Genomic DNA, 20,147 nt, shown 5'->3' with positions numbered 1-20,147 from the left:
CACGACGGGAGAGAACGATGCGCCACTGGAAGATCCTGCTGCTCGCCAGCGCCTTCGCCACTTCGGCGCAGGCGGCGACGATCGGCACCATGACCCCGGCCGAGCCGGTCACCGCCGCCCGGATCGACACCCTGCCCAAGGCCGAGCAGGCCGCGTGGGATCGCTACCTCGCCCGCTCGGAAGCGCTCATGGCCGCCGACAAGGCCGCGCTTGCCGCCGAGCGCAGGAGCCATCCCGCTGCCAACGCGCCGGGCGGCCCCTCCGGCGGGGGCGGCATGCCGCTCGACCGGCCCGCGGCCTGGTATGCGGGCGCCGAGGCGCGCCACATCGCCGCCAACATCATCAGCTTCCAGACGCCCGCCGGCGGCTGGGGCAAGAACATGGACCGCTCCGGCCCGCTGCGGGTTCCCGGGCAGAGCTGGGTTCCGTACGAGAACCTGCCTGCCAACGCGCGCGAGGACATCACCAGCGCCACGCCCGAGTGGCGCTATGTCGGGACCATCGACAACAACGCGACGCTGGACGAGATGCGCTTCCTCGCCCGCGTCCAGGCGCAGCTTCCGGGGCACGAGGGCGACGCCGCCCGCGCCGCGTTCCGCAAGGGCCTCGCCTATCTGCTCACAGCCCAGTACCCGAGCGGCGGCTGGCCGCAGGTCTTCCCGCTGCAGGGCGGCTATCACGATGCGCTGACCTACAACGACGATGCCATGGCCCACGTGCTGTCGCTGCTGGGCGATGTCGCGGCGCGCGAGGGTGACTTCGCCTTCGCCACGCCGACAGAGGCGGCCCGGGCCCAGGCCGCCCACGCCCGCGGCATCGCCGTGATCCTGGCGACGCAGGTGCGGACGGGCGGGCGGCTCACCGGCTGGTCGCAGCAGCACGACCCGCTGACGCTGGCCCCGGTCGGCGCGCGCAACTTCGAGCCGGCGGCGCTGTCCAGCAACGAGAGCGCGCGGCTGCTGATGCTGCTGATGGAGCAGCCCGCCCCCTCGCCCCGGCTGGTCGCGGCGGTCCACGCCGGCATCGCCTGGTTGCGCGCGGCCGCGGTGCGCGACAAGGCCTGGGGCCTCGCCGACGACGGCATCCCCGGCAAGCACCTGGCCGACAGGCCCGGCGCCGGTCCGATCTGGGCGCGCTTCTACGACATGAAGACGCTCAAGCCGATCTTCGGCGACCGCGACAAGTCGATCCAAGACGACGTCAACGACATCAGCCTGGAACGCCGCAACGGCTACAGCTGGTACGGCGCCGGCCCGGCGCAGGCGCTCAAGGCCTACGAGACCTGGGCGAAGGCGCACGCCGCGGGCTGAGCTTTCCTTCCCCTGCACCACCCCACTCCTGTGGAACGGGGTGGATCGCACACGAACACGTTCTCCCTGAGCTTTGCTCGGGGAGGTGCCAGCGCGTCTGCTGACGCAGCGGGCGGGCGGCTCCCCCGCTAGCGTCCTGCCACGCATCTCCAAAAAAAAAGCGTGCCGCCGCGAGGAGGAAGCGGCGGCACGCAGGGGAGTAGCCGGTTCAGAACTGCGCGCGCACGCCCACGCGATAGACCGGGCCCGAGCTCGAGTAGTTCGTCACCACCGGCGAGTCCTGGTAGGCGTAGTTGTTCGAGGTCTGGTTGGTGAGGTTGAGCCCCTCCACCGTCACCGTCGCGAAGTCCGTCAGCTTGTAGCTGATCGAGGCATCGACGTTGGTCGTTCCCTTGCTGAACGCGAAGTCGTTGATGAGCGGGCTGTTGCAGATCGTCCCCGCCACCGAGGGATCAGCGGGCGAGTTGCTCAGCCCCGGGGCGCAGTCACCGGCCGAGAGCGGGTACGTTGTGCTGTAGCCCTTGCGCTTGGCCACGGAGACGCGGGCGCGGAAGCGTTCGGTCTCGTAGAACAGCGTGGCATTGAGCGCGTCAGGCGAGACGCCCAGGAACGGCGCCTTGCCCAGTGTCTGCGGCTTGGTCGCGGTGCCGGGATCGAGGATGTAGGTCAGCTCCGATTCGATGTGCGTGTAGTTGATGATGCCGCCGAAGTGGCTGAGGAAGCCGGGCAGGAAGTCGAAGTTCTGCTGATAGCTGAGCTCGATGCCACGGATGTAGCCGCCCGGCGCGTCGCGGAACTGGCGCGCGGTGACTTCGTAGTCGTTGTCGATGTAGGCGAGCTGGTTGGCATTGGTGAACTGCGCGCGCAGCTCCTCCAGCGCCTGCGCATCCAGGAACTGCGAGAGCGGGCCCGAGAACAGGATCGTCTGCGGGAACGACTTGATCTTCTTGTTGAACAGCGCGACCGACAGCAGGCCGCCCTTGGCGAAGTACCACTCGGCGCTGAAGTCGAGGTTGGTGGAGTAGAACGGCTTGAGCTTCGGGTTGCCGACCGTCAGCGTGCCGCCGGTGGTGTCGCCGGTGTTGGGAATCGAGATGCTGCTGACGGTGGGCGAGAGGTTGCCCAGCAGCGGGCGCGCCATCACCTTGGCCGCGGCGAAGCGGACCACGACGTCGTCGATCGGCTCGTAGATCAGGTTCACCGAAGGCAGCCAGTCGGTGTACTTGTTGGTGCCCGTGATCGGCCGGCCGGCAGTGGTGCGCCCCGTGGAGGTCAGGTCGGTGACCGCGACGCGGGTGCCGACGTTGCCGCGGAACGGGCGGTCGAACACGGTCAGGTCCCAGTCGCCCTGCAGGTAGAAGGCGTATTCCTTCTCGTTCACGCCGAAGGTGGCGGTGTTGTTGCGCGTGTTCCAGATGCGCCAGTCACCCCACTTGTTGATGCAGTTGCAGGTGAAGTCGAACAGGTCGTTGAACTTCTCGATGTCGGGCACGAAGAAGCTGCTGGCGGTGCCTTCCGGTACGTCGAGGCCCTGGCCGAAGTTCACGACCTTGCCCACCTGGGAGGCCGAGACGCCGGCCTCGAGCAGCGTGGGGTTGAGCGTGTCGACGGCGCGCTCGTACTGCGTCGTGTAGAAGCCGAACTTGCGCCAGGTGCCGCCGAACGACACCGCGAACTGCGTGTCGACGTCCCAGCGGAAGTCGGCCTTCACCGATTTCTGCGAGTTCTCGACGGTGCGCTTGTAGTTGCGGATGGCGGAGAAGCCCTTGACCGTCGTCCAGTTGTCCGGGTTGGACAGGTCGAACCCGGCATCGAACACCGGCATCGAGCCGCCGTCGCGCTCGTCGTAGGTGAAGATCTCGGGCGCGTTCATGCGGTTGAACTCGACCAGCAGGCCCTGCGAATCATTGGTCGATTTCGACTGGCCGTACACGAAGTTGCCGCGCAGCGTGTCGGTGAACTCGTGGTCGACGTTGACAGACCACTGGTAGAACTCGGTGGTGTAGTCCTGCCGGTCGGCGCCCGAGCGCCAGTCGACGTTGCGCAGCTTCAGGTAGTTGGCCGTGCCGTTCTCGACGTTGGCGTCGAGCACGTCGACGCCCGGGCGGCCGATCAGCTCGCCGCGATAGGCAAGGCGGTTGGTGGAGGGGATGTAGCCGACCGAGTTCGGGTTGTTGTAGTAGTCGTAGGGGTCGAGGTTGTACGGGTTGCTGCTGAAGATGTTGGTGCCGTACTGCGAGGCGACGGTGTTGCCGCTGGCGTCCAGCGCGGTCCCGAACGCGGGCGTGGTGCCGTAGAGGCTCTCGCCGCAGTCCTGCCCATAGGTGATGTCCGAGCTCGCGCGCGGGGTGCAGATGCCCGGGTAGAGGGCGCGGGCGGCGCTCGGCGTCAGGTTGCTGCCGGCGGTGTTGTAGGCGGCGTTGGTGTTGTTGCGGTTGAGGCCGACGGTGCCGACCTGGTACTTGGTGCTGCTGTTCTTGAAGCGCGAGTAGAGCCCGTCCACGTTGAGGCGAGTGCGGTCGGCCACCTGCCACTGGTAGGCGGCGGTGATGCCGAGGCGCTGGTTCTTCACGTTCTGCTGCTGGATCGAGGGCAGCGCCGGGATGCGCACGGTGGAATCGTCGAAGCGGCCGGGCGTGTTGTAGGGCGCGCCCGGGTAGAGCTTGGCGTAGGCCTCCGGATCGGACCCGGTCAGCACGTCGATCGCCGAGGGGTTGGTGACGCCGGCGCCGAGGTTGGTCCCGACCGGGGCGGAGAAGCCGCCGCGCTGCGGGTTCTCGTTGCCTGCGAAATCGGAGCCACGGTAGAGGTAGTCCGAGGAGCCCGCCGAGCGCTGGTAGGAATCGAGCTCGTTGCGCGTCTTGTTGTAGGCGAACGAGACCAGCAGGCCCATGTCGCCGTCGAGGAACTTCTTGGAGACGAGGCCCGCGATGCGCGGGCTCCAGGCCTTCGAGTTCTTCTGGTAGCTGCCCTCGGTGGAGAGCGCGAAGCGGTCTTCCTTGAAGTCGAACGGGCGGGCGGTCTGCAGGTCGATGTTGGCGCCCAGCGCGCCCTCGTCTGTGGCCGCCGAGGCGGTCTTCTGCACCTTCAGCGAGTTGAACAGCTCGGACGCGAAGGTGTTGTAGTCGAACGAGCGGCTGCGGTTCGGGCTGGTGCCGGAATCGTTGGAGCCCGAGGTGGAGAGCGCCATCAGGCCGTTGAGCCGGGTGATGTTGAAGTCGCCGCCCAGGCCGCGCACGGTGATCGTGCGGCCCTCGCCGTTGTCGCGGTCGATCGACACGCCGGTCATGCGCTGCAGCGATTCCGCGAGGTTCGCGTCGGGGAAGTCGGCGATGTCCTCGGCATTGATGGCATCGACGATGACGGTCGCGTTGCGCTTGGTGTTGATCGCGTTCTCGAGGCTGGCGCGGAAGCCGGTCACGATGATCTCGGCAGCGTCCGGCTCGCCCGCGGGCGGCACGGCCTCGCCCGCGTCCTGCGCCAGGGCGGGGAACGCACAGGCCGTCGCCATCGCGGCAACGGCGCTCGTCAGCACCAGGCGGGTGCGCGACGCAGTGGTGGACTTCGACATCGTTGTACTCTCCCTGTTGGGGCCAAGACGCCTCCGCACGCCCGGTCCCGAGCGAGACACGCGACAGAAGGACGCAAGAACCCACCGCCGAAGCTGCTCCTCTTCGGCGTTACTCACATGGTCATGATTGCGATCGACGACGCCGGACACGACCATTCCCCGCCTCGATCCAGTCGATACGAGCGAAGTTCGCGCTACGATTGTCGTCTAGTCAGGCCTGCCGGCTACGCTGGTGCTCCATGCGTTCGCCGAATGCTATTGCCTGACTTTCAAATGCCCCTTCTGCCTTCGTGCATATCCTACCCCTTTTCCGAACCAGTATTTATCTGGACTGTGTCTCAGGCGTACTGCAAACGGACGGGCTGGACAAGCAAAAAGTTAGCGCTATCTTCATGGCCCGGGAGAACGGCCGTAGCGGTCGTCCCACGGGAGGAACCTCATGCGATCCGCGATCCTTGCCGCAGCCGCCGCGCTGCTCGCCGTCCCTGCGCAGGCGCAGATGACGCCGCCGCCCGGCTCCCCGCCCGTGACGCCGATCCGGCCTTCGAAGATCATCCTTGTCGGCGATTCCACCACGGCGGTGGCGGGCGGCTGGGGCCCCAGCTTCTGCGCCTACCACGTGACCTCGTTCGCCGCCTGCCTCAACCTCGCGCGCGGGGGACGCAGCTCGGGCAACTACCGCTGGGAGGGATCGTGGGCGGTGGCGCTCTCGGAGATGCAGGCGAAAGGCTACCAGCACACCTGGGTGCTGATCCAGTTCGGACACAACGACCAGCCCGGCAAGCCCGGCCGCTCGACCGACCTTAAGACCGGCTATCCCGAGAACCTGCGCCGCTACGTGCGCGAGACGCGGGCCGCGGGTGCGATCCCGGTGCTCGTCACCCCCCTCACGCGCCGCATCTTCCAGGACGGCAAGCTGGTCAACGACCTCGCGCCCTGGGCCGAGGCGACGCGGGGGGTGGCGGCGGAGATGCAGGTGCCGCTGCTCGACCTCAACCGCGACAGCGCGCGATTGGTCGAGGCGCTGGGGAGCGACTATGCCAACCGCTTCGCCCAGGTCCCCAAGGGCACCGCCGCGGCGGCGGTGACGGCTCCGACGACGCCTGCCGCCACCGAAGTGCAGGTCCAGCCTATGGCTTCACCCAAGCTCTCGTTCGACTACACCCACCTCGGCACCGAGGGCGCCAACGTCTTCGCCGCGCTGGTGACCCGCGAACTGTCGGAAGCGGTGCCCGAGATGCGGCCGCTGCTGCTGCCGTGACGCCGGCGCTCCAGGCCGCCTCGACGGCCTGAGCCCGAACCTGGCTCAGAATTCCCGCGACAGCGTCAGACGCCAGTTGCGGGGATTGCCGGGAGTGACGCGGTCGATGCCGCCGGTGTCGGGGAAGTATCGCTCGTCGAAGATGTTGGCGACGGTCAGCTGCCCCCGCCAGCCCTCGCGCCGGTAGGACAGCCCGGCATCGACCAGCGTGTAGGCCGGCAGCCAGAGCAGCACCGACCCGTCCGGCCGGGTCGAATAGATGTCGCCGTTGCGCTTGCTGTTGTAGGTCACGCCCAACGTCGCGCCCAGCCCGGCGAGGGGACCGGAGGCGAGCTCGTACTGCGCGAAGGCGCCGATGTTGTGCTTGGGCACGTTCGACAGCGGCGCGCCGACGGTGAAGAAGTTGTCCTTCGTCACCTTCGCATCGACGTAGGTGTACGCGAGATTGAGGCTGAGCCCGGCCACGGGCTGCCACTGCAGTTCCGCTTCTATGCCGCGCGCGCGCTGCTCCCCAGTGACGACGACGAAGTCCATGTAGACCGGATCAGCCGTCGTGACGTTCTCGCGGGTGAGCTGGTAGATCGCCAGGCTGCCGCCCAGGCGCGTGCCCTCCGGCGCGAACTTGACGCCGAGCTCGATGTTCTTGCCCCGCTCGGGCGAGACGGGGCCGCCGATCGGATTGCCCTGCGCGTCGAAGCCCACCACCTGCTGGCTGTAGAGCTGCGGCACGAAGGACCGCGACCAGCTGGCATAGGCGTTGACGCCGGAGGTCAGCTTCAGCGTCCCGCCGATGCGGGGGCTGAACGCGTGGTCCTTCTGCCCGGAGGCCTCGGCCCAGTCGTAGCGGCCACCGAGCGTCAGCGTGACCAGTTCTCCGAACTTCAGGTGATCCTGCAGGTAGATGCCGGTCTGGTGCGCCTTGCTCTGCGCTGGCGCACCCGCGACGGCGCTGGTGTCGTAGATCGCGTCGTAGTCGGGATTGACGATGTTCAGCGGGAAGTGCGTGGGGTCGTAGTCCCCGGCGCTGTAGGAATGGCTGCGGTTCTGGCGATAGTCGACGCCCGCCAGCCACTCGTGCGCGATGCCGCCCGTCCCGAACTTGCCCTTGAGGCGGGTGTCGACGGCGAAGTCCTTGTCGGTGGCGTTGTAGGGACCGTAGAAGTAGCGGCCGATGGTGTCGGTCGGCACGTCGGAATAGTTGCCCTCGGCGTCGATGAACCCGGCCGCGAACATCCAGCGGTTCCAGTACTCCTTGCGCCGGGTGTAGCGCAGCGTCTGCGAGAGGGTGAGCGCCTCGCTGAAGCGGTGGTCGAAGATGTAGCCGGCCTGGATGCGATCGCGGTTGTTCGCCACGCGCTGGCGGCCGGCGTTATTGATCGCGAAGTCCTCGGGAATCGCCACCAGCGCCGGCAGGACGGTGCCATAGGCGGGCAGCGGCGAGATGGGGTTGTCGTGGTCGCGCTGGTAGCGCCCCAGCACCGTCAGGGTCGTGTCCGGGCCGGGACGCCAGGTGACCGCGGGCGCGACGAAGATGCGGTTGATGCCGGCATTGCGCACGAAGCTGTCCGCGTCGCGATACGTCAGGGTCAGGCGCCCCAGCAAGGTGCCGCCATCGTCGAGCGGCGCGTTGGCATCGACAGTGCCTTCGACGAGGTCCCACGACCCGGTTGAGGCGGTCACCCTCAGGAAGGCCTCCTCGACCGGGCGCTTGCTCACCAGGTTTATGAGCCCACCGAGCGGCGCCTGGCCGAACAGCATCGAGGCCGGCCCCTTGAGCACCTCGATCTGCTCGACGGCGGACAGCTCCTGGTTGAGGCCGACGCCGGCCTCGTTGATCAGCCCGTCGAGGTAGACGCTGCCGTAGGCGGCGTCGAAGCCCCGGATCGTGTAGGCATCGTAGAAGCCGTAGGTCGTGCTGCGCGATACGCCCGCCACCGTCCGCAGCGCTTCCGAGAGCCGCGTGACGCCGCGCGCCTCGATGTCCCGGGCGGAGACGACGGAGATCGCCTGAGGCGTCTCCAGCAGCGGAATGTCCGCCTTGCCGGCGACGACGGCGTCCTGAAGGTGCGTCCCGGTGACCAGGATCGCGTCGCGGTTTTCAGGATCGCCCTCCTGCGCCTGCGCGCTCGTGGCCCCTGCCAGCGCTGATAAAGGCAGCGCCGATACCGACAGCGCCATCGCCAGAATTTGTCTCATCATATCCCCCACTGCTGACGTGGTGAATATCTCTAATGAGAATCAATTGCAATACCATGCCAGCGGAGGCCTTACTGCGTGGGTCTTGTGGAAAGCCCGGTCACGAAGCGGTGCAGGTCGGAGCTCAGCTTGGCCAGTTCGCCTTCATCCTCGAACACAGAGTGGCCCGCCGCGTAGCGCGCGTAGGTCACACGGTCGGTCGGCACCCCGGCCTGCTCCAGCGCGAACTGCCCGGCATAGACCGGCGTCGTGATGTCGTAGTACCCGCCGGCCGCGAAGACCTTGAGCGTGGGCTTCGCGTCCATCGCCGCCTTGAGGTAGGGGGCGAAGGAGGTTGCGCGGTAGCTGCCGCCATACTCCTTGTCCCAGTTCCAGCGGAAGTTGATGCCAAGGTTCAGGCTGCGGTACGGGCTGGGCAGCGCGTAGCCCAGTTCGTCCTTGAGGTAGCGCTCGATCCCGTCGCGCGAGCCGGTGCCCAGCGACATCGAGGGATCGTCGAACGGCGGACGCAACTTGGATTGTGCGATGGCCCGGGTGGCGCGCCCGTCGAGCTGGCCGGTGCGCAGGCCCTTCTCGGCCAGCAGCGCCAGCATGAAGTCGTAGTTGTCCAGCCGCAGGTTCTTGGCCGCGATCGTGCTGGCCGGGATGCCGATCAGCGCCGACATCCGCTCTGCCACCTGCCGGCGCTCGGCGTCGGACAAGGCAGGGCCGCGCATCAGCGCCGAGGCATATTCGGTCTGCGCGAAGGCAAGCGCGCGGGCGTAGTGCTCGGCCACGGTGCGCCCGCCGCGGTCGATCGCCTCGTGGTACCACGCCACCGCGGCGAAGGTCGGGAGGTGGACCGCATCGGACAGCACCGGCCCGTCGGCATCGCCGATCGCCAGCGAGAGCAGCACGACGCCGTCGGGCAACGGCTTGCCGGCCTTGGCGTCCTCGTTGAGGATCGCCAGCGCGCGCGAGGTGCCGTAGCTTTCGCCCACCAGCACGCGGGGCGAGGCGGTGCGGCCGTTGGCCTGGAGCCACGCCTCGATCATCGCCGAGACGCCGCGTGCGTCGCCGCCCACGCCCCAGTAGGCCGACGCGTCGCGATCCTTCAGCGGCATGCTGGCGCCGGTCCCCACCGGGTCGATGAAGACGAGGTCGGCGACGTCGAGCAGGCTGTGCGGGTTGTCCTCCAGGCGCGCGGCGTCGCCCTGCCCGGCCATGCGCCGGGGGCCGAACGCCTCCATGTGCAGCGGCGAGGACGAGGCGCCCGGCCCGCCGTTGAACACGAAGACGACCGGGCGGGAGGCCGCATCGGCCTTGGTCTCGGCCACGTAGGCATAGCTCACCCCCATCGCCACCGGGGCGCCGTCCGCGCCGGGCATCGGCAGCTCGGTGACGATCGCCTTGTAGGCCAGCTTGCGCCCGGCAAGGCGGACGTGGTGGCGGGTGGTGACGACGCGCGGGGCGGCACTCTCGCGCGGGACCATCGGCTCCATCGCGCGCAGGAACGCGGGCGACATCGGGGCGTCTCCGTCCTGGGCGCGGGTCGCGGCGGGCGCGGCGGGTACGGCGGCCAGGAGCAGTGCGGCAAGGACGGGCAAGCGGCGCATGGGAACGGTTCCTGTGACGGTCAGGCGCGGGGCAGCGCGGAAAGGAGGCGGTCGATGTCCTGCTCCTCGGTGAAGACCGAGGGGCAGACCCGGAAGCGGTTGCGCGACAACGTGATGCGCACGTTGGCGGCCTTGAGCGGATCGGACAGCCGCGCGTAGGCGCCTTCCAGCGCGCAGGTCACCAGCGGCGTGCGCGAGCCTTCGGGCGTGACGATGGCGTAGCCCTTGTCGCGCAGCCCCGCGCGCAGCCGTGCCAGCAGCGGCAGGCGATGCGCGACGATCCGCTCGATACCGAGGCCGAGGATGTAGTCCAGCGTCCAGTCGAGCTGCGCCAGCACCGTGTGCGAGCGGGTGCCGCCCGCGAACAGCCCTTCCATGTCGTCACGCGGGACGGTGTCGGCGATGGTGTCGCCCGGTGGGTCGAAGGGATAGACGTGCGGGGTGAAGCCGGCGAGCTGGTAGTAGCCGAAGCGGGTGCGCTTCAGCCGCGCGCGCAAGTCGGCGCGGGCATAGAGGAAGCCCAGGCCGAAGTCGCCCATCAGCCACTTGTAACTGGCGCTGGCGGCGAAATCGACGCCGCTGGCGCGCACGTCGATCGGGATGGTGCCGGCGGCATGGATGATGTCGGCATAGACGAGCGCGCCGCGCGCATGGGCGATGTCGCAGATGCGCTTCAGGTCGTGCTCGAAGCCGTTGTAGGTGGACACCAGCGAGAGCGCGACGAGCCGCGTGCTCGGCGTGATCGCGCGCTCGTACGCCTCGACGGAGATGCGCCCCTGGTCCGGCCGCAGCCACGCCACGTCCACGCCCTGCCGGGCAAGCTCCTGGTAGAGGTAGAACGAGCCGAAGAAGTGGAGCGTGTCGGTGACGATGCGCCCGCCGCCACTGGGGAAGTCGAGCGCCTCGATCACCAGCTGCTCGCCCGCGGTGGTGCTCTGGACGAAGGCGATCTCCTCGGGCGCGGCGTTGATGAGGCGCGCGAAGCCGTCCTTCACGCGCTTCTCGACCGCGTCGGTGGGATAGTGGCCGTCCATCGCCGTGCGCTGGTCGAGATAGCGCTGCACCGCGGCGCGTGCGCCGAGCGGGATCGGGTGCATGGTCCCGCTGTCGAGATAGGTGGCGGCCATCGGGGCGAAGGCGGCGCGGTCGGGCAGCGCTGCCGCGAGCGCCGCCGGCGTGGCGGCGCGGGCGGCGATCGGCGCTGCGCCTGCTGCGGCCAGCAGGCCGCGCCGTGTCATTGCGATGGGTCCCATGCGCTCCTGTCCTCGTCATCATGCACGTTAGTCCAGCCCCGGCGCATAGATTTCACCGATGTTGCGCGCGCGGGTCCCCTTCCCGCGGCAGACATCCCCCCGCGCCTGCGGGCAACTGCGCATAAAAATGCCGAGGCCGCGCCGCTATCGTCCGGCCCGGACCTGGAGAGACCGACGATGCTGCGACTGGCCGCTATCCCCGCCCTGATGACCGCCGCCGCGCTGGCGGCCCCGGCTGCCCCCGCGCGGGCGGCACCGGCCGCACCCGCTCCGGCCGCGCCCGCGTGCCGCGCCGGCGCGGTGGAGACGCACCACCACGCGGTGATCGGCGGCAAGCGCATCGCCTATGCCGCCTGCGCCGGCACCCTGCCGGTGCGCAACCTCGAGGGCGAGGTGCGCGGGCGGATCTTCTACACCGCCTATCTCGTTCCCGGCCGCAAGCCCCGCCCGCTCACCTTCGTGTGGAACGGCGGGCCAGGCGCGGATTCGCGGCTGCTGCACTTCCACGCGCTCGGCCCCCGGGTGGTGGCGAAGGGGCGCCTCGCCGACAATCCGGTGAGCCCGCTCGCGACCAGCGACCTCGTCTTCGTCGATCCGGTGGGGACCGGGTTCAGCCGCGCCGACACGCCCGAGCATGCCGCCGACTTCTACGGCACGCGCGCCGACATCGCCTCGGTAGCGGGCTTCGTGGGCGACTGGCGCGCGGCGTACGGCCGGGCCGCGGCGCCGCTGTACCTGGCAGGAGAGAGCTTCGGGACCTGGCGCGCGGCCGGCGTGGCCGAGGCGCTGGTCGATGCCGGCACGCCGGTGGCGGGGGTCGCGCTGATCTCGGGCGGGATCCCGCTCGGCGACATGCCGGACCGCAACCTGATGCGCGCGCTCTCGCTCGACAGCCGCATCGCCACCGCCCATGCCCTCGGCCGCCTCGCGCCGCCGCTGCAGGCGGACCGCGCGAAGACGCTGGCGCAGGCCCGCGCCTGGGCGGTGCGGGACTATGCCCCCGCGCTCGCCGCGCCAGGCGCGCTGGCACCCGCCCGTCGCGCCGAGATCGTGGCCAGGCTGGCGGCCTACCAGGGGCTCGCCCCCGCCGTCATCGATCGCGAGACATTGTGGGTCTCCCCGCGCCAGTTCCGCACGGCGCTGCTCGCGGGCGAGAAGAAGACGCTCGGCATCTTCGACATGCGCCGCACCGACGGGGAAGCCGACGATGCCGCCGAGGCCGCGCTGGTGCTGGACTACTACCGCCGCACGCTCGGCTACCGCGAGGGTGCCTACGCCGGGATCGACGCGCCCGCCCCTGACGCCGGCGGCCGGTGGCAGTACGACCAGGCGCCGATCACGAAGGAGTCGCTGGCGCGCGCGATGGCGGGCGAGGGTCCGCCCAGCCCCTCGCAGCCCTGGTCGCTGCGCGCGATGGAGAAGGCACCGGCGCTGCGCACCTGGGTCGCCGCGGGGCGTTTCGACTCGCTCAACAGCTGCGCCGCCAACGCGGCGACGGTCGCCGCCCTGCCCGCCGCGGTCGCCGTGCGCTTCGTCCTGCGCTGCTACGAAGGCGGCCACATGATGTATGAGGATGATCGCGAAACGCAGCGCTTCGGGCGTGAGTTCTCCGCATTTCTCCTGGGAGGCGCATAGATATTGCGCGTCTTGGCGAGGGCGCGACACGGCCTCGCCTGAGCGATGCGCAGCACCCTTCGCGAACGCAAGATCATTCCCGCGTCCAGCCGCTATCATGCCGTCCAGGGAAACGCCGCGAGAATGCGGCGGCCTTCAGGGACAGACTGGGGACACGGGCATGACACTTCGCACGCAGACACTGGGCAAGCCGACCTTGGGCAAGCAAACTTTGGGGCTTCGCGGCCTGCTGGCCACCACCGCCCTGACCGGCGCGTTCGCGGCGATCGCCTCCGCGGCACCGGCGCAGGCGCAGGACATCACGCCCGGCGCGGCGATGGAGGACGTGGGGCAGGACATCGTCGTGACCGGCTCGCGAATCCGCCAGGCCGCAAACTCCAGCGCTGCCCCGGTGGTCCAGGTGGCGCAGCAGCAGCTCCTCGACCGCGGCTACGTCAGCGTCGCGGACGCGCTCAACGACCTGCCCTCCAACGTCCCCTCGCTCAACCAGGCCGACGGTTCGGGCGAGTCGAGCGGCTCGGGCATCCAGGCCCCCAACCTCTTCGGCCTCGGCGCCGGGCGCACGCTGACGCTCATCAACGGCCGGCGCATGGTGACCAGCAGCTCGGGAATCGGCGATCCGGGCGGCGTGGGCGACGCGCAGGTCGATGCCAACATCCTGCCGATCGGCCTGCTCGAGCGGGTCGAGGTGTTCCAGGGCGGCGGCGCCGCGGTCTACGGCTCGGACGCGATCGCGGGGACGGTGAACTACATCCTCAGGAAGGACTTCACCGGCCTCGAGCTCGACGGCCAGACCGGCATCTCCGACCGGGGCGACTACGGCACCTATTCCCTGCGCGGCACCGCGGGCACGAACTTCGCGGACGGGCGCGGCAACTTCGCGGTCGACGTGGGCTGGTCGAAGACGCCTTCGCTGCGCTTCTCCGACCGACCGCTGTCGAACCTCGGCCGCCTCACCGTCACCAACGCCGCCGACACCGGGCCGAGCGACGGCATCCCTGCGCTGCGGGAGATCTTCAACGCGGGCTTCTGGCCCTTCAACGGCAACGGCGTCATCTTCACCGCCCCCGCCCCGCCGCCCAACTTCCTGCTGCGCAACGGCGCCGGCAGCCCGCTGCAGTTCGGCACCGACGGCAGCGTCATCCCCTACAACCCGGGCACCATCCAGGGCATCCCCTTCGCCTCCGACGGCGAGGGCTTTCCCTACCAGGAGCTGGCCGGCCTGCGCACCGGCGTCGAGCGCCTGACTGCGAACGCCGTCGGCCACTACGACCTGACCGACCGCATCACCCTCTCGGCCGAGTTCCTCTACGCCAACGTCAAGGGCCGCGAGATTCCGCAGGGCAACAGCCGCACCGTGCTGAATGCCGGCACCTACCTCGGCCCGATCTCGTTCAACATCAACAACGCCTTCCTGACCGACGCCGCCAAGGCGGCGCTGATCGCCGCGCGCCCCAGCTTCGCCGCCGGTGCCCCGCTGTTCCTGTCCAAGTACTTCTACGACCTGGTGCCCGACCCGGTGCAGACCTACGCCACCGATACCTGGCGCGGCGTCCTCTCGCTCGACGGTGACTTCGACGTGGGCGAGCGCAACTTCTACTGGTCGGTCTCGGGCAGCTACGCGCGCGTCGAGGGCAAGCGCCGCAACTGGGAAGTGGTCAACAGCCGCTTCAACAACGCGATCAACTCGGTCCTGTCGAACGGCACCCCGGTCTGCGCCATCAACGCCGACGCCAGCACCGCCAACGACGATCCTTCGTGCGCGCCGATCAACCCCTTCGGCTCCCGCACCGTCAGCGACGCGGCGCGCAACTACGTGAGCACCCGCGCCGGGATCGACTGGACCAACGAGCAGGTGGACCTGCTCGCCACCCTGGGCGGCACGCTGTTCACGCTGCCGATGGGCGACGTGCAGTTCAGCGCCGCCTATGAACACCGCGACGAGCAGGCCGCGTTCAGCCCGCTGGAGGCGAACCGCACCGGCATCATCGGCGACGGCTCGGTCCAGGTCGCCCAGTCCGGGGGCTACAACACCGACGAGCTTTCGGCCGAGCTGGTGGTGCCGCTGGTGGGCCGCGACTTCACCCTGCCGCTGGTGCAGCTGCTCGAATTCAAGGGCGCGTTCCGCTATGTCGACAACTCGCTGGCCGGCACCGAGAACGTGTGGGACGCGGGCCTGCGCTGGGAAGTGACCGACGGGGTGACGCTGCGCGGATCGCGCAGCCGCAACTTCCGCGCGCCCACGCTGACCCAGCTGCTGGCCCCCAGCACCAGCACGCTCGCCTCCTCCGGCTACGATCCGTGCGACGCCGACCGCATCAACGCCGGCTCGAACCCGGCGGTCCGCTACCAGAGCTGCCTGGCGCTGTTCACGGCCAATCCCGGCTACGGCGTCGACCCGGACGGCACCGGGTCCGGCCTGAGCCCGGCCGAGCGCCTGGCCCGCTTCCAGGATCCGGCGGAGAACTTCAACCGCACCACCGTGATCAGCGGCGGCAACCCCACCCTGCGCAACGAGATCTCGGACACGCTGACCTACGGCATCGTGCTCCAGCCGCGCTTCGTGCCGGGCCTGACGATCAGCGTCGATCGCATCGAGATCGACCTCAAGGACGGCCTCTCGCCGTTCACGACCGAGGACTTCGCCGCAGCCTGCTTCGACGATCCCAACCCCGCAGCCGAAGTGTGCGACGCCTTCACGCGGCTGGCCGGCCCCGACGCCACGAGCATCGGCGGCACCATCGTCACGGGCACCACGACGACGTTCAACGCCGGCGTCATCAAGTATCGCGGCGAGAACTACACGGTGGACTACGCCTTCACGCCGGGCGACCTGTTCGGCGGCCGCGACCTCGGCAGCCTGCGCCTGACCGCGAACGCCACGCACAACACGCTGCTCACCCGATCGGTGACGGGCACCACCTTCACGCGCACCGACGACACCTATGAAAGCCCGGAATGGGTCGGCCGCTTCAACGCGGCGTGGGACAAGGGGCCGCTGCGCGTGAGCTACCAGCTCGACTACCTGGGCCGCACCCGCGCCGCCTACGACGCCACGATCGAGACCAATCCCAACCCGATCCTGAAGTCGAACATCGTCCACTCGGTCTCGGCGCAGCTGGAAGCCGGCAACATCACCTTCCGCGCCGGCATCGACAACCTGACCGACAAGTCCCCGTCCTATCCGCAGATCGCCTATGGCGACATCCTCGGCCGCCGCTTCTTCGTCGGCGCGCGCATCAAGCTGAAGTGACCTGATCCGCCGCCCGGTCCCCTACCGGGCGGCGGTCCTCTTTCCCGCATCGAACGGAAAAAACGAACAGACGATGACCCGGCCGGTGCCCCCCATCCTCCTCCCGGTTGCCGACGAGGCCCAGCCGGGCATCGGGTCCTACTCGCAATGGATCCGCAAGGTGATCCGCTCGGTGCGGTCCGAGCGCAATCTGCTGGTCAGCCTGTTCGACAGCGCCGTGCCCGAGCCGGTCGAGCTGCTGCGCCAAATCATGCTGGAAGGCTTCTCCGAGCCGATCACCTCGCGCTACACCAGCGCCTTCAACGGCAACCCCTACGTCGTGGGCCAGCTTTCGCGCCGCTACGGCGTGCCCGCCGAGCGGGTGCTGTGCGCGACGGGTGCCACGGGCGCGCTCTCGCTGATCTACCGGGCGCTGCTGGCGCCGGGTGACGCGGTGCTGGTCGAGACGCCGGGCTTCGACCTGTTCCACACCATCGCCCGCCTGCACGGCCTGGGGGTGGACCACTTCACGCGGCGCGGGCCCGGCTTCGCGGTGGACCCGGACGAGATCGCCGCGCGGATCACGCCCGCGACGCGGCTGATCGTGCTGTCCAACCTGCACAATCCCTCGGGCATGGCGGTGAACCAGGACACCCTCCTCGCCGTCGCCCGCATCGCCGAGGCCCGCGGCATCCACGTCGTCGTCGACGAGGTCTATGCCGCCTACGTCGACGCAGACCAGCGCCCCGCCTCCGCGGTGTCGCTCTCGCCCGCGATCATCGGCATCGACAGCCTGACCAAGTCCTATGGCCTCAGCACCCTGCGCTGCGGCTGGATCGTGGCGGACGCAGCGCCGATGCGCCGGATCCGCGCGCTGGCGGAGGAGATCGAGTTCGGCGTCTCCAACCTCGCCCATGCGGTGGCCGCGCTGGTGCTGGAGCGGCCCGAGCCGTTCGACGCCTATCGCACCGCGACCATGCGCAGGGCTCGGCCGATCATCGAGAGCTATCATGCGCACTGGCAGGCCGAGGGCCTGGTGACCGGCGCGCTCCCGCGCTTCGGCTGCATCGCCTTCCCGCGCCTGACGGGGATTGACGACACGATCGCCTTCTCCGAATGGCTCGCCGACCGCTGCGGCGTGATCGTCGCGCCGGGCGAGTACTTCGGCGCCGCCGGCCACATCCGCATCGGCTTCGCCCAGGCGCCGGCCGACGTGGACTATGGCCTGCAGGCGCTGACCGACGGGCTGGTCCGCTACCGCGACCTGCAGGCACGCAAGGGGACCTACTGAGATGCGCACCTGGCTGATCCCGACGCTGGCAGCGCTGCTGTCCGGCACGCCCGCGCTGGCGCAGCCGACGTCCGGCCCGGCGGCCCGGATCGAGGGCCGGGCCGAGCAGTCCATCACCGTCGCCGGCAAGCGGCTGGCCTATACGGCCGAGGCGGGCGTGCTGCCGGTGTCCAGCGCGCCGGGCCGGCAGGATGCGAGCGCGGGCTACGTCGCCTACGTGCGCAAGGGCGCGCGGCCGGACCGGCCGGTGCTGTTCGTGTTCAACGGCGGACCCGGCGCCGCTTCGGCCTATCTCCAGATGGGCGCGCTGGGGCCGATGCGCGCGCAGGTGCCGCAGGACCCGCAAGCACCGCTCCCGGCCGAGGCGCCCGTCGCGGCCAACCCGGCCTCGCTGGTCGACATCGCCGACCTCGTGTTCCTCGATCCCCCGGGCACCGGCTTCTCCGCCATCGCCGACGATGCCGACAAGGGCTTCTACCAATCGGTGCAGGGCGATGCCGATGCCGTCGCGCAGGCGGCCCGGGCCTGGCTCGCCGCCGCCGGGCGGACCGGCGCCCCGCTGTTCATTCTGGGCGAGAGCTACGGCACCATCCGCGCCGCCGCGATGGTGGACGCGCTGCGGGCGCAGGACGCAGGCCTCGAGGTGCGCGGCGTCCTGCTGTTCGGCCAGGCGTTGAACATGATCGAGACCTCGCAGCGGCCGGACAACGTGGTGACCTACCCGGTCTCGCTGCCCACCCTCGCCGCGCTGGCCTGCTACCACCGCAAGCGCCCCGCCCCGTGCGATCCGGCGCAGAGCGCGCGGGAGGCCGCCGCGTTCGGGCCGGCCTACCTCGACGCGCTCTACAAGGGCCGCGCGCTGGACGACGCGGCGCGCGCCGCGGTGGCGGCCAGGCTGGAGGACCTGACGGGCATTCCTCGCGGCTTCTACCTCGCCAACGACCTGCGCATTTCCAAGGAGCGCTTCCGCGTGGAACTGCTGCGCGCCGAGGGCAAGGTGCTGGGCCGCTACGACGCGCGCTACACCGCCCCGCGCCCCGCAGACGCGGGCGAGGTGGTCGGGCCCGACGCGTTCTCCGCCGTGTCGGACCTCTACGGCAAGGCGGTGATCGGCCAGCTGGCGCGCATCGGGGTCCAGGACCCGGCCCGCTACAAGGTGGTTGCGCGCTTTGCGGGCGAGTGGTCCTACGGCGCGGGCGACAGCCCGTTCAACGACTGGCCGTTCATGGCCCGGCTCGAAGCCGCGATGGCCGCGCAGCCCGAGCTGCGCCTGTTCGTCGGCACCGGCCTCTACGACCTGACCACCACGGTGGGAGCTGCGGACTACCTCTTCGCGCAGTCGGGCCTGGCGGCCGACCGCTTCGTCAACCGGCGCTATCCCGCCGGCCACGTCGCCTACTCGGACGACGCCAGCTGGCGCGCCTTCGTCGCCGATATCCGCGCCTTCGTGCTCGCCGGCACCCGCCCATGAGCGACGAACGCGCGCTCGCCAAGGGCATCGACCTGTGGGGCGTGGTGGCGCTGGGCCTCGGCACCGCGGTGGGGGTCTCGATCTTCTCCGCCATCGCTCCCGCCACGGCGGTGGCCGGGCCGGCGATGCTGCTCTCGGTGCTCGTCGCGGCGCTGCCGATGTACCTCATCGCGGTGAGCTACGCCTTCCTCGGCTCGGCGCTGCCGGTGTCGGGCGCCTCGTTCGCCTGGCCGGCGCGGTTCCTGCACCCGGCCCTGGGGTTCTTCATCGCCTGGGCCCGGATCATCGCCAACATGGGCGCCATGGTGGTGCTGGCGCTGGTCCTGGTGCGCTACGGCTCGATGATCCTGCCGCTGCCGGTCAAGCCGACGATGTTCGCGGTGCTGGTGCTGGCGCTGCTCGCCAACCTGTTCGGCGTCCACATCGCCGCCACCGTCCAGAAGTGGCTGCTAGGCGCGATGCTGGTGCTGTTCGCGGTGTTCATCGCCTGGGGCGGGGCCACGGCGGTGGACCTCTCGCGCCTCCAGCCGCTGTTCCCCGAGGGCTTGCACGGCATGGTCGCCGCGATGCCGCTGCTGATGGGCCTGTTCTTCGGCATCGAGGCCGCGACCGAGGCGGGCGCCGAGGTGGCCGACAGCCGCCGTGCCATCCCGCTCGGCATCGCGCTGTCGATCGGCTCGGCGACGCTGCTCTACCTCGCGGTGGGCTTCGTCGCGCTCGGCGTGCTGGGCGCGCCGGCGCTCGGCTCCAGCGAGGCGCCGATCCTCGACGCCGCGAAGGCCTTCATGGGTCCCGTCGCGACGCCGGTGATCGTGCTCGCCGCGGTGCTGTCGATCGGCAAGTCGCTCAACGCCATGTTCGCGATGTTCAGCCGCAGCCTCTACGCGATGGGCACCGCCGGCATGCTCCCCGCCGCGCTCGGCCGCGTCCACCCGCGCTGGCGGACGCCCCACGTCGCGCTGCTGGCGGTCTTCGCGATCGGCTGCGCGGGGCTGCTGCTGCCGATGGAGCTGACCTTCCTGTTCCTCGCGGTCAACATCCCCAACCTGCTCAAGTACGCCAGCATCTGCCTCTCGGCCGCGCGCGTGGTCGAGCGCCACGAGGATCTCTACGAGGCCGCCGCGTTCAAGTTCGCGCGGCCCAGGATGCGCGCGCTCGCCTATGCGGGCGCGGCCTGTGCGCTGGGACTGGCGCTGGTGGGGCTGGAGGCGGACTGGCGGCCCTACGCGCTGCTCGGCGGCTGGATCGTCATCGGCGCGGCGTTTCGCGCGCTGCACCGGCGGGCGCGGTCGGGCTAGGCTCCGGACTCAATTGCACCAGAAGATGATGGCA

The 20,147-nt window shown here is 69.9% G+C and carries 11 protein-coding genes; 7 read left to right on the top strand and 4 right to left on the bottom strand.

Annotation, left to right across the window (positions count from 1 at the left end):
- Positions 1–17: 17 nt before the first annotated feature.
- Positions 18–1,310, top strand: coding sequence for a pectate lyase (pelA, locus tag ACFFJC_RS01485; protein ID WP_379485808.1), 1,293 nt, complete (start codon positions 18–20; stop codon positions 1,308–1,310).
- Between the two features lie 208 nt (positions 1,311–1,518).
- On the opposite strand, the gene ACFFJC_RS01480 is transcribed toward pelA, so the two are convergent.
- Positions 1,519–4,881, bottom strand: a complete 3,363-nt coding sequence (locus ACFFJC_RS01480; protein ID WP_379485807.1) for a TonB-dependent receptor — start codon at positions 4,879–4,881, stop codon at positions 1,519–1,521.
- A 439-nt stretch (positions 4,882–5,320) separates the two neighbouring features.
- On the opposite strand from ACFFJC_RS01480, the gene ACFFJC_RS01475 reads away from it, so the two are divergent.
- Entirely contained in the window at positions 5,321–6,142 is an 822-nt protein-coding gene (locus tag ACFFJC_RS01475) for a rhamnogalacturonan acetylesterase (RefSeq protein ID WP_379485806.1), read from the top strand.
- Positions 6,143–6,187: 45 nt separating this feature from the next.
- Here ACFFJC_RS01475 and ACFFJC_RS01470 read toward each other — a convergent pair whose 3' ends face one another.
- The 3 genes from ACFFJC_RS01470 to ACFFJC_RS01460 all read right to left on the bottom strand — a co-directional run bounded on the left by ACFFJC_RS01470 (position 6,188) and on the right by ACFFJC_RS01460 (position 11,186).
- Entirely contained in the window at positions 6,188–8,338 is a 2,151-nt protein-coding gene (locus tag ACFFJC_RS01470; protein ID WP_379485805.1) for a TonB-dependent siderophore receptor, read from the bottom strand.
- Positions 8,339–8,409: 71 nt separating this feature from the next.
- Positions 8,410–9,933: a S10 family serine carboxypeptidase-like protein gene (locus ACFFJC_RS01465; protein ID WP_379485804.1), complete on the bottom strand. Its 1,524-nt coding sequence runs from the start codon at positions 9,931–9,933 to the stop codon at positions 8,410–8,412.
- 20 nt (positions 9,934–9,953) lie between these two features.
- Complete coding sequence (locus tag ACFFJC_RS01460; RefSeq protein ID WP_379485803.1) at positions 9,954–11,186, bottom strand: aminotransferase class V-fold PLP-dependent enzyme; 1,233 nt, start codon at positions 11,184–11,186, stop codon at positions 9,954–9,956.
- A gap of 177 nt (positions 11,187–11,363) precedes the next feature.
- On the opposite strand from ACFFJC_RS01460, the gene ACFFJC_RS01455 reads away from it, so the two are divergent.
- The 5 genes from ACFFJC_RS01455 to ACFFJC_RS01435 all read left to right on the top strand — a co-directional run bounded on the left by ACFFJC_RS01455 (position 11,364) and on the right by ACFFJC_RS01435 (position 20,113).
- The gene (locus tag ACFFJC_RS01455) at positions 11,364–12,821 is read left to right on the top strand and encodes a S10 family serine carboxypeptidase-like protein (protein WP_379485802.1); all 1,458 of its coding nucleotides are present in this window, start codon (positions 11,364–11,366) and stop codon (positions 12,819–12,821) included.
- 160 nt (positions 12,822–12,981) lie between these two features.
- Positions 12,982–16,074, top strand: a complete 3,093-nt coding sequence (locus tag ACFFJC_RS01450) for a TonB-dependent receptor domain-containing protein (protein ID WP_379485801.1) — start codon at positions 12,982–12,984, stop codon at positions 16,072–16,074.
- A 73-nt stretch (positions 16,075–16,147) separates the two neighbouring features.
- Positions 16,148–17,344 (top strand): pyridoxal phosphate-dependent aminotransferase, encoded by a 1,197-nt coding sequence (locus ACFFJC_RS01445; protein ID WP_379485800.1) that lies wholly within the window; start codon positions 16,148–16,150, stop codon positions 17,342–17,344.
- Position 17,345: 1 nt separating this feature from the next.
- Positions 17,346–18,815, top strand: a complete 1,470-nt coding sequence (locus ACFFJC_RS01440) for a S10 family serine carboxypeptidase-like protein (protein WP_379485799.1) — start codon at positions 17,346–17,348, stop codon at positions 18,813–18,815.
- Positions 18,812–20,113 carry an APC family permease gene (locus ACFFJC_RS01435; RefSeq protein WP_379485798.1) on the top strand — a complete coding sequence of 434 codons (1,302 nt, stop codon included), beginning with the start codon at positions 18,812–18,814 and terminating at the stop codon, positions 20,111–20,113. Before ACFFJC_RS01440 ends, ACFFJC_RS01435 begins: the two co-directional genes overlap by 4 nt.
- Positions 20,114–20,147 lie beyond the last annotated feature (34 nt).

The organism is Novosphingobium soli (assembly GCF_042432915.1).
Taxonomy (GTDB): Bacteria; Pseudomonadota; Alphaproteobacteria; order Sphingomonadales; family Sphingomonadaceae; genus Novosphingobium; species Novosphingobium soli.
Note: the sequence above shows the minus strand (reverse complement) of the source record. Positions and strands in the feature narration are given on the sequence as shown.

Coding starts and splice junctions, on each gene's coding strand:
- ACFFJC_RS01450 (WP_379485801.1), top strand. CDS start 12,982: ATGACACTTCGCACGCAGACACTGGGCAAGCCGACCTTGGGCAAGCAA.
- pelA (WP_379485808.1), top strand. CDS start 18: ATGCGCCACTGGAAGATCCTGCTGCTCGCCAGCGCCTTCGCCACTTCG.
- ACFFJC_RS01435 (WP_379485798.1), top strand. CDS start 18,812: ATGAGCGACGAACGCGCGCTCGCCAAGGGCATCGACCTGTGGGGCGTG.
- ACFFJC_RS01470 (WP_379485805.1), bottom strand. CDS start 8,338: ATGAGACAAATTCTGGCGATGGCGCTGTCGGTATCGGCGCTGCCTTTA.
- ACFFJC_RS01465 (WP_379485804.1), bottom strand. CDS start 9,933: ATGCGCCGCTTGCCCGTCCTTGCCGCACTGCTCCTGGCCGCCGTACCC.
- ACFFJC_RS01480 (WP_379485807.1), bottom strand. CDS start 4,881: ATGTCGAAGTCCACCACTGCGTCGCGCACCCGCCTGGTGCTGACGAGC.
- ACFFJC_RS01455 (WP_379485802.1), top strand. CDS start 11,364: ATGCTGCGACTGGCCGCTATCCCCGCCCTGATGACCGCCGCCGCGCTG.
- ACFFJC_RS01440 (WP_379485799.1), top strand. CDS start 17,346: ATGCGCACCTGGCTGATCCCGACGCTGGCAGCGCTGCTGTCCGGCACG.
- ACFFJC_RS01475 (WP_379485806.1), top strand. CDS start 5,321: ATGCGATCCGCGATCCTTGCCGCAGCCGCCGCGCTGCTCGCCGTCCCT.
- ACFFJC_RS01445 (WP_379485800.1), top strand. CDS start 16,148: ATGACCCGGCCGGTGCCCCCCATCCTCCTCCCGGTTGCCGACGAGGCC.
- ACFFJC_RS01460 (WP_379485803.1), bottom strand. CDS start 11,186: ATGGGACCCATCGCAATGACACGGCGCGGCCTGCTGGCCGCAGCAGGC.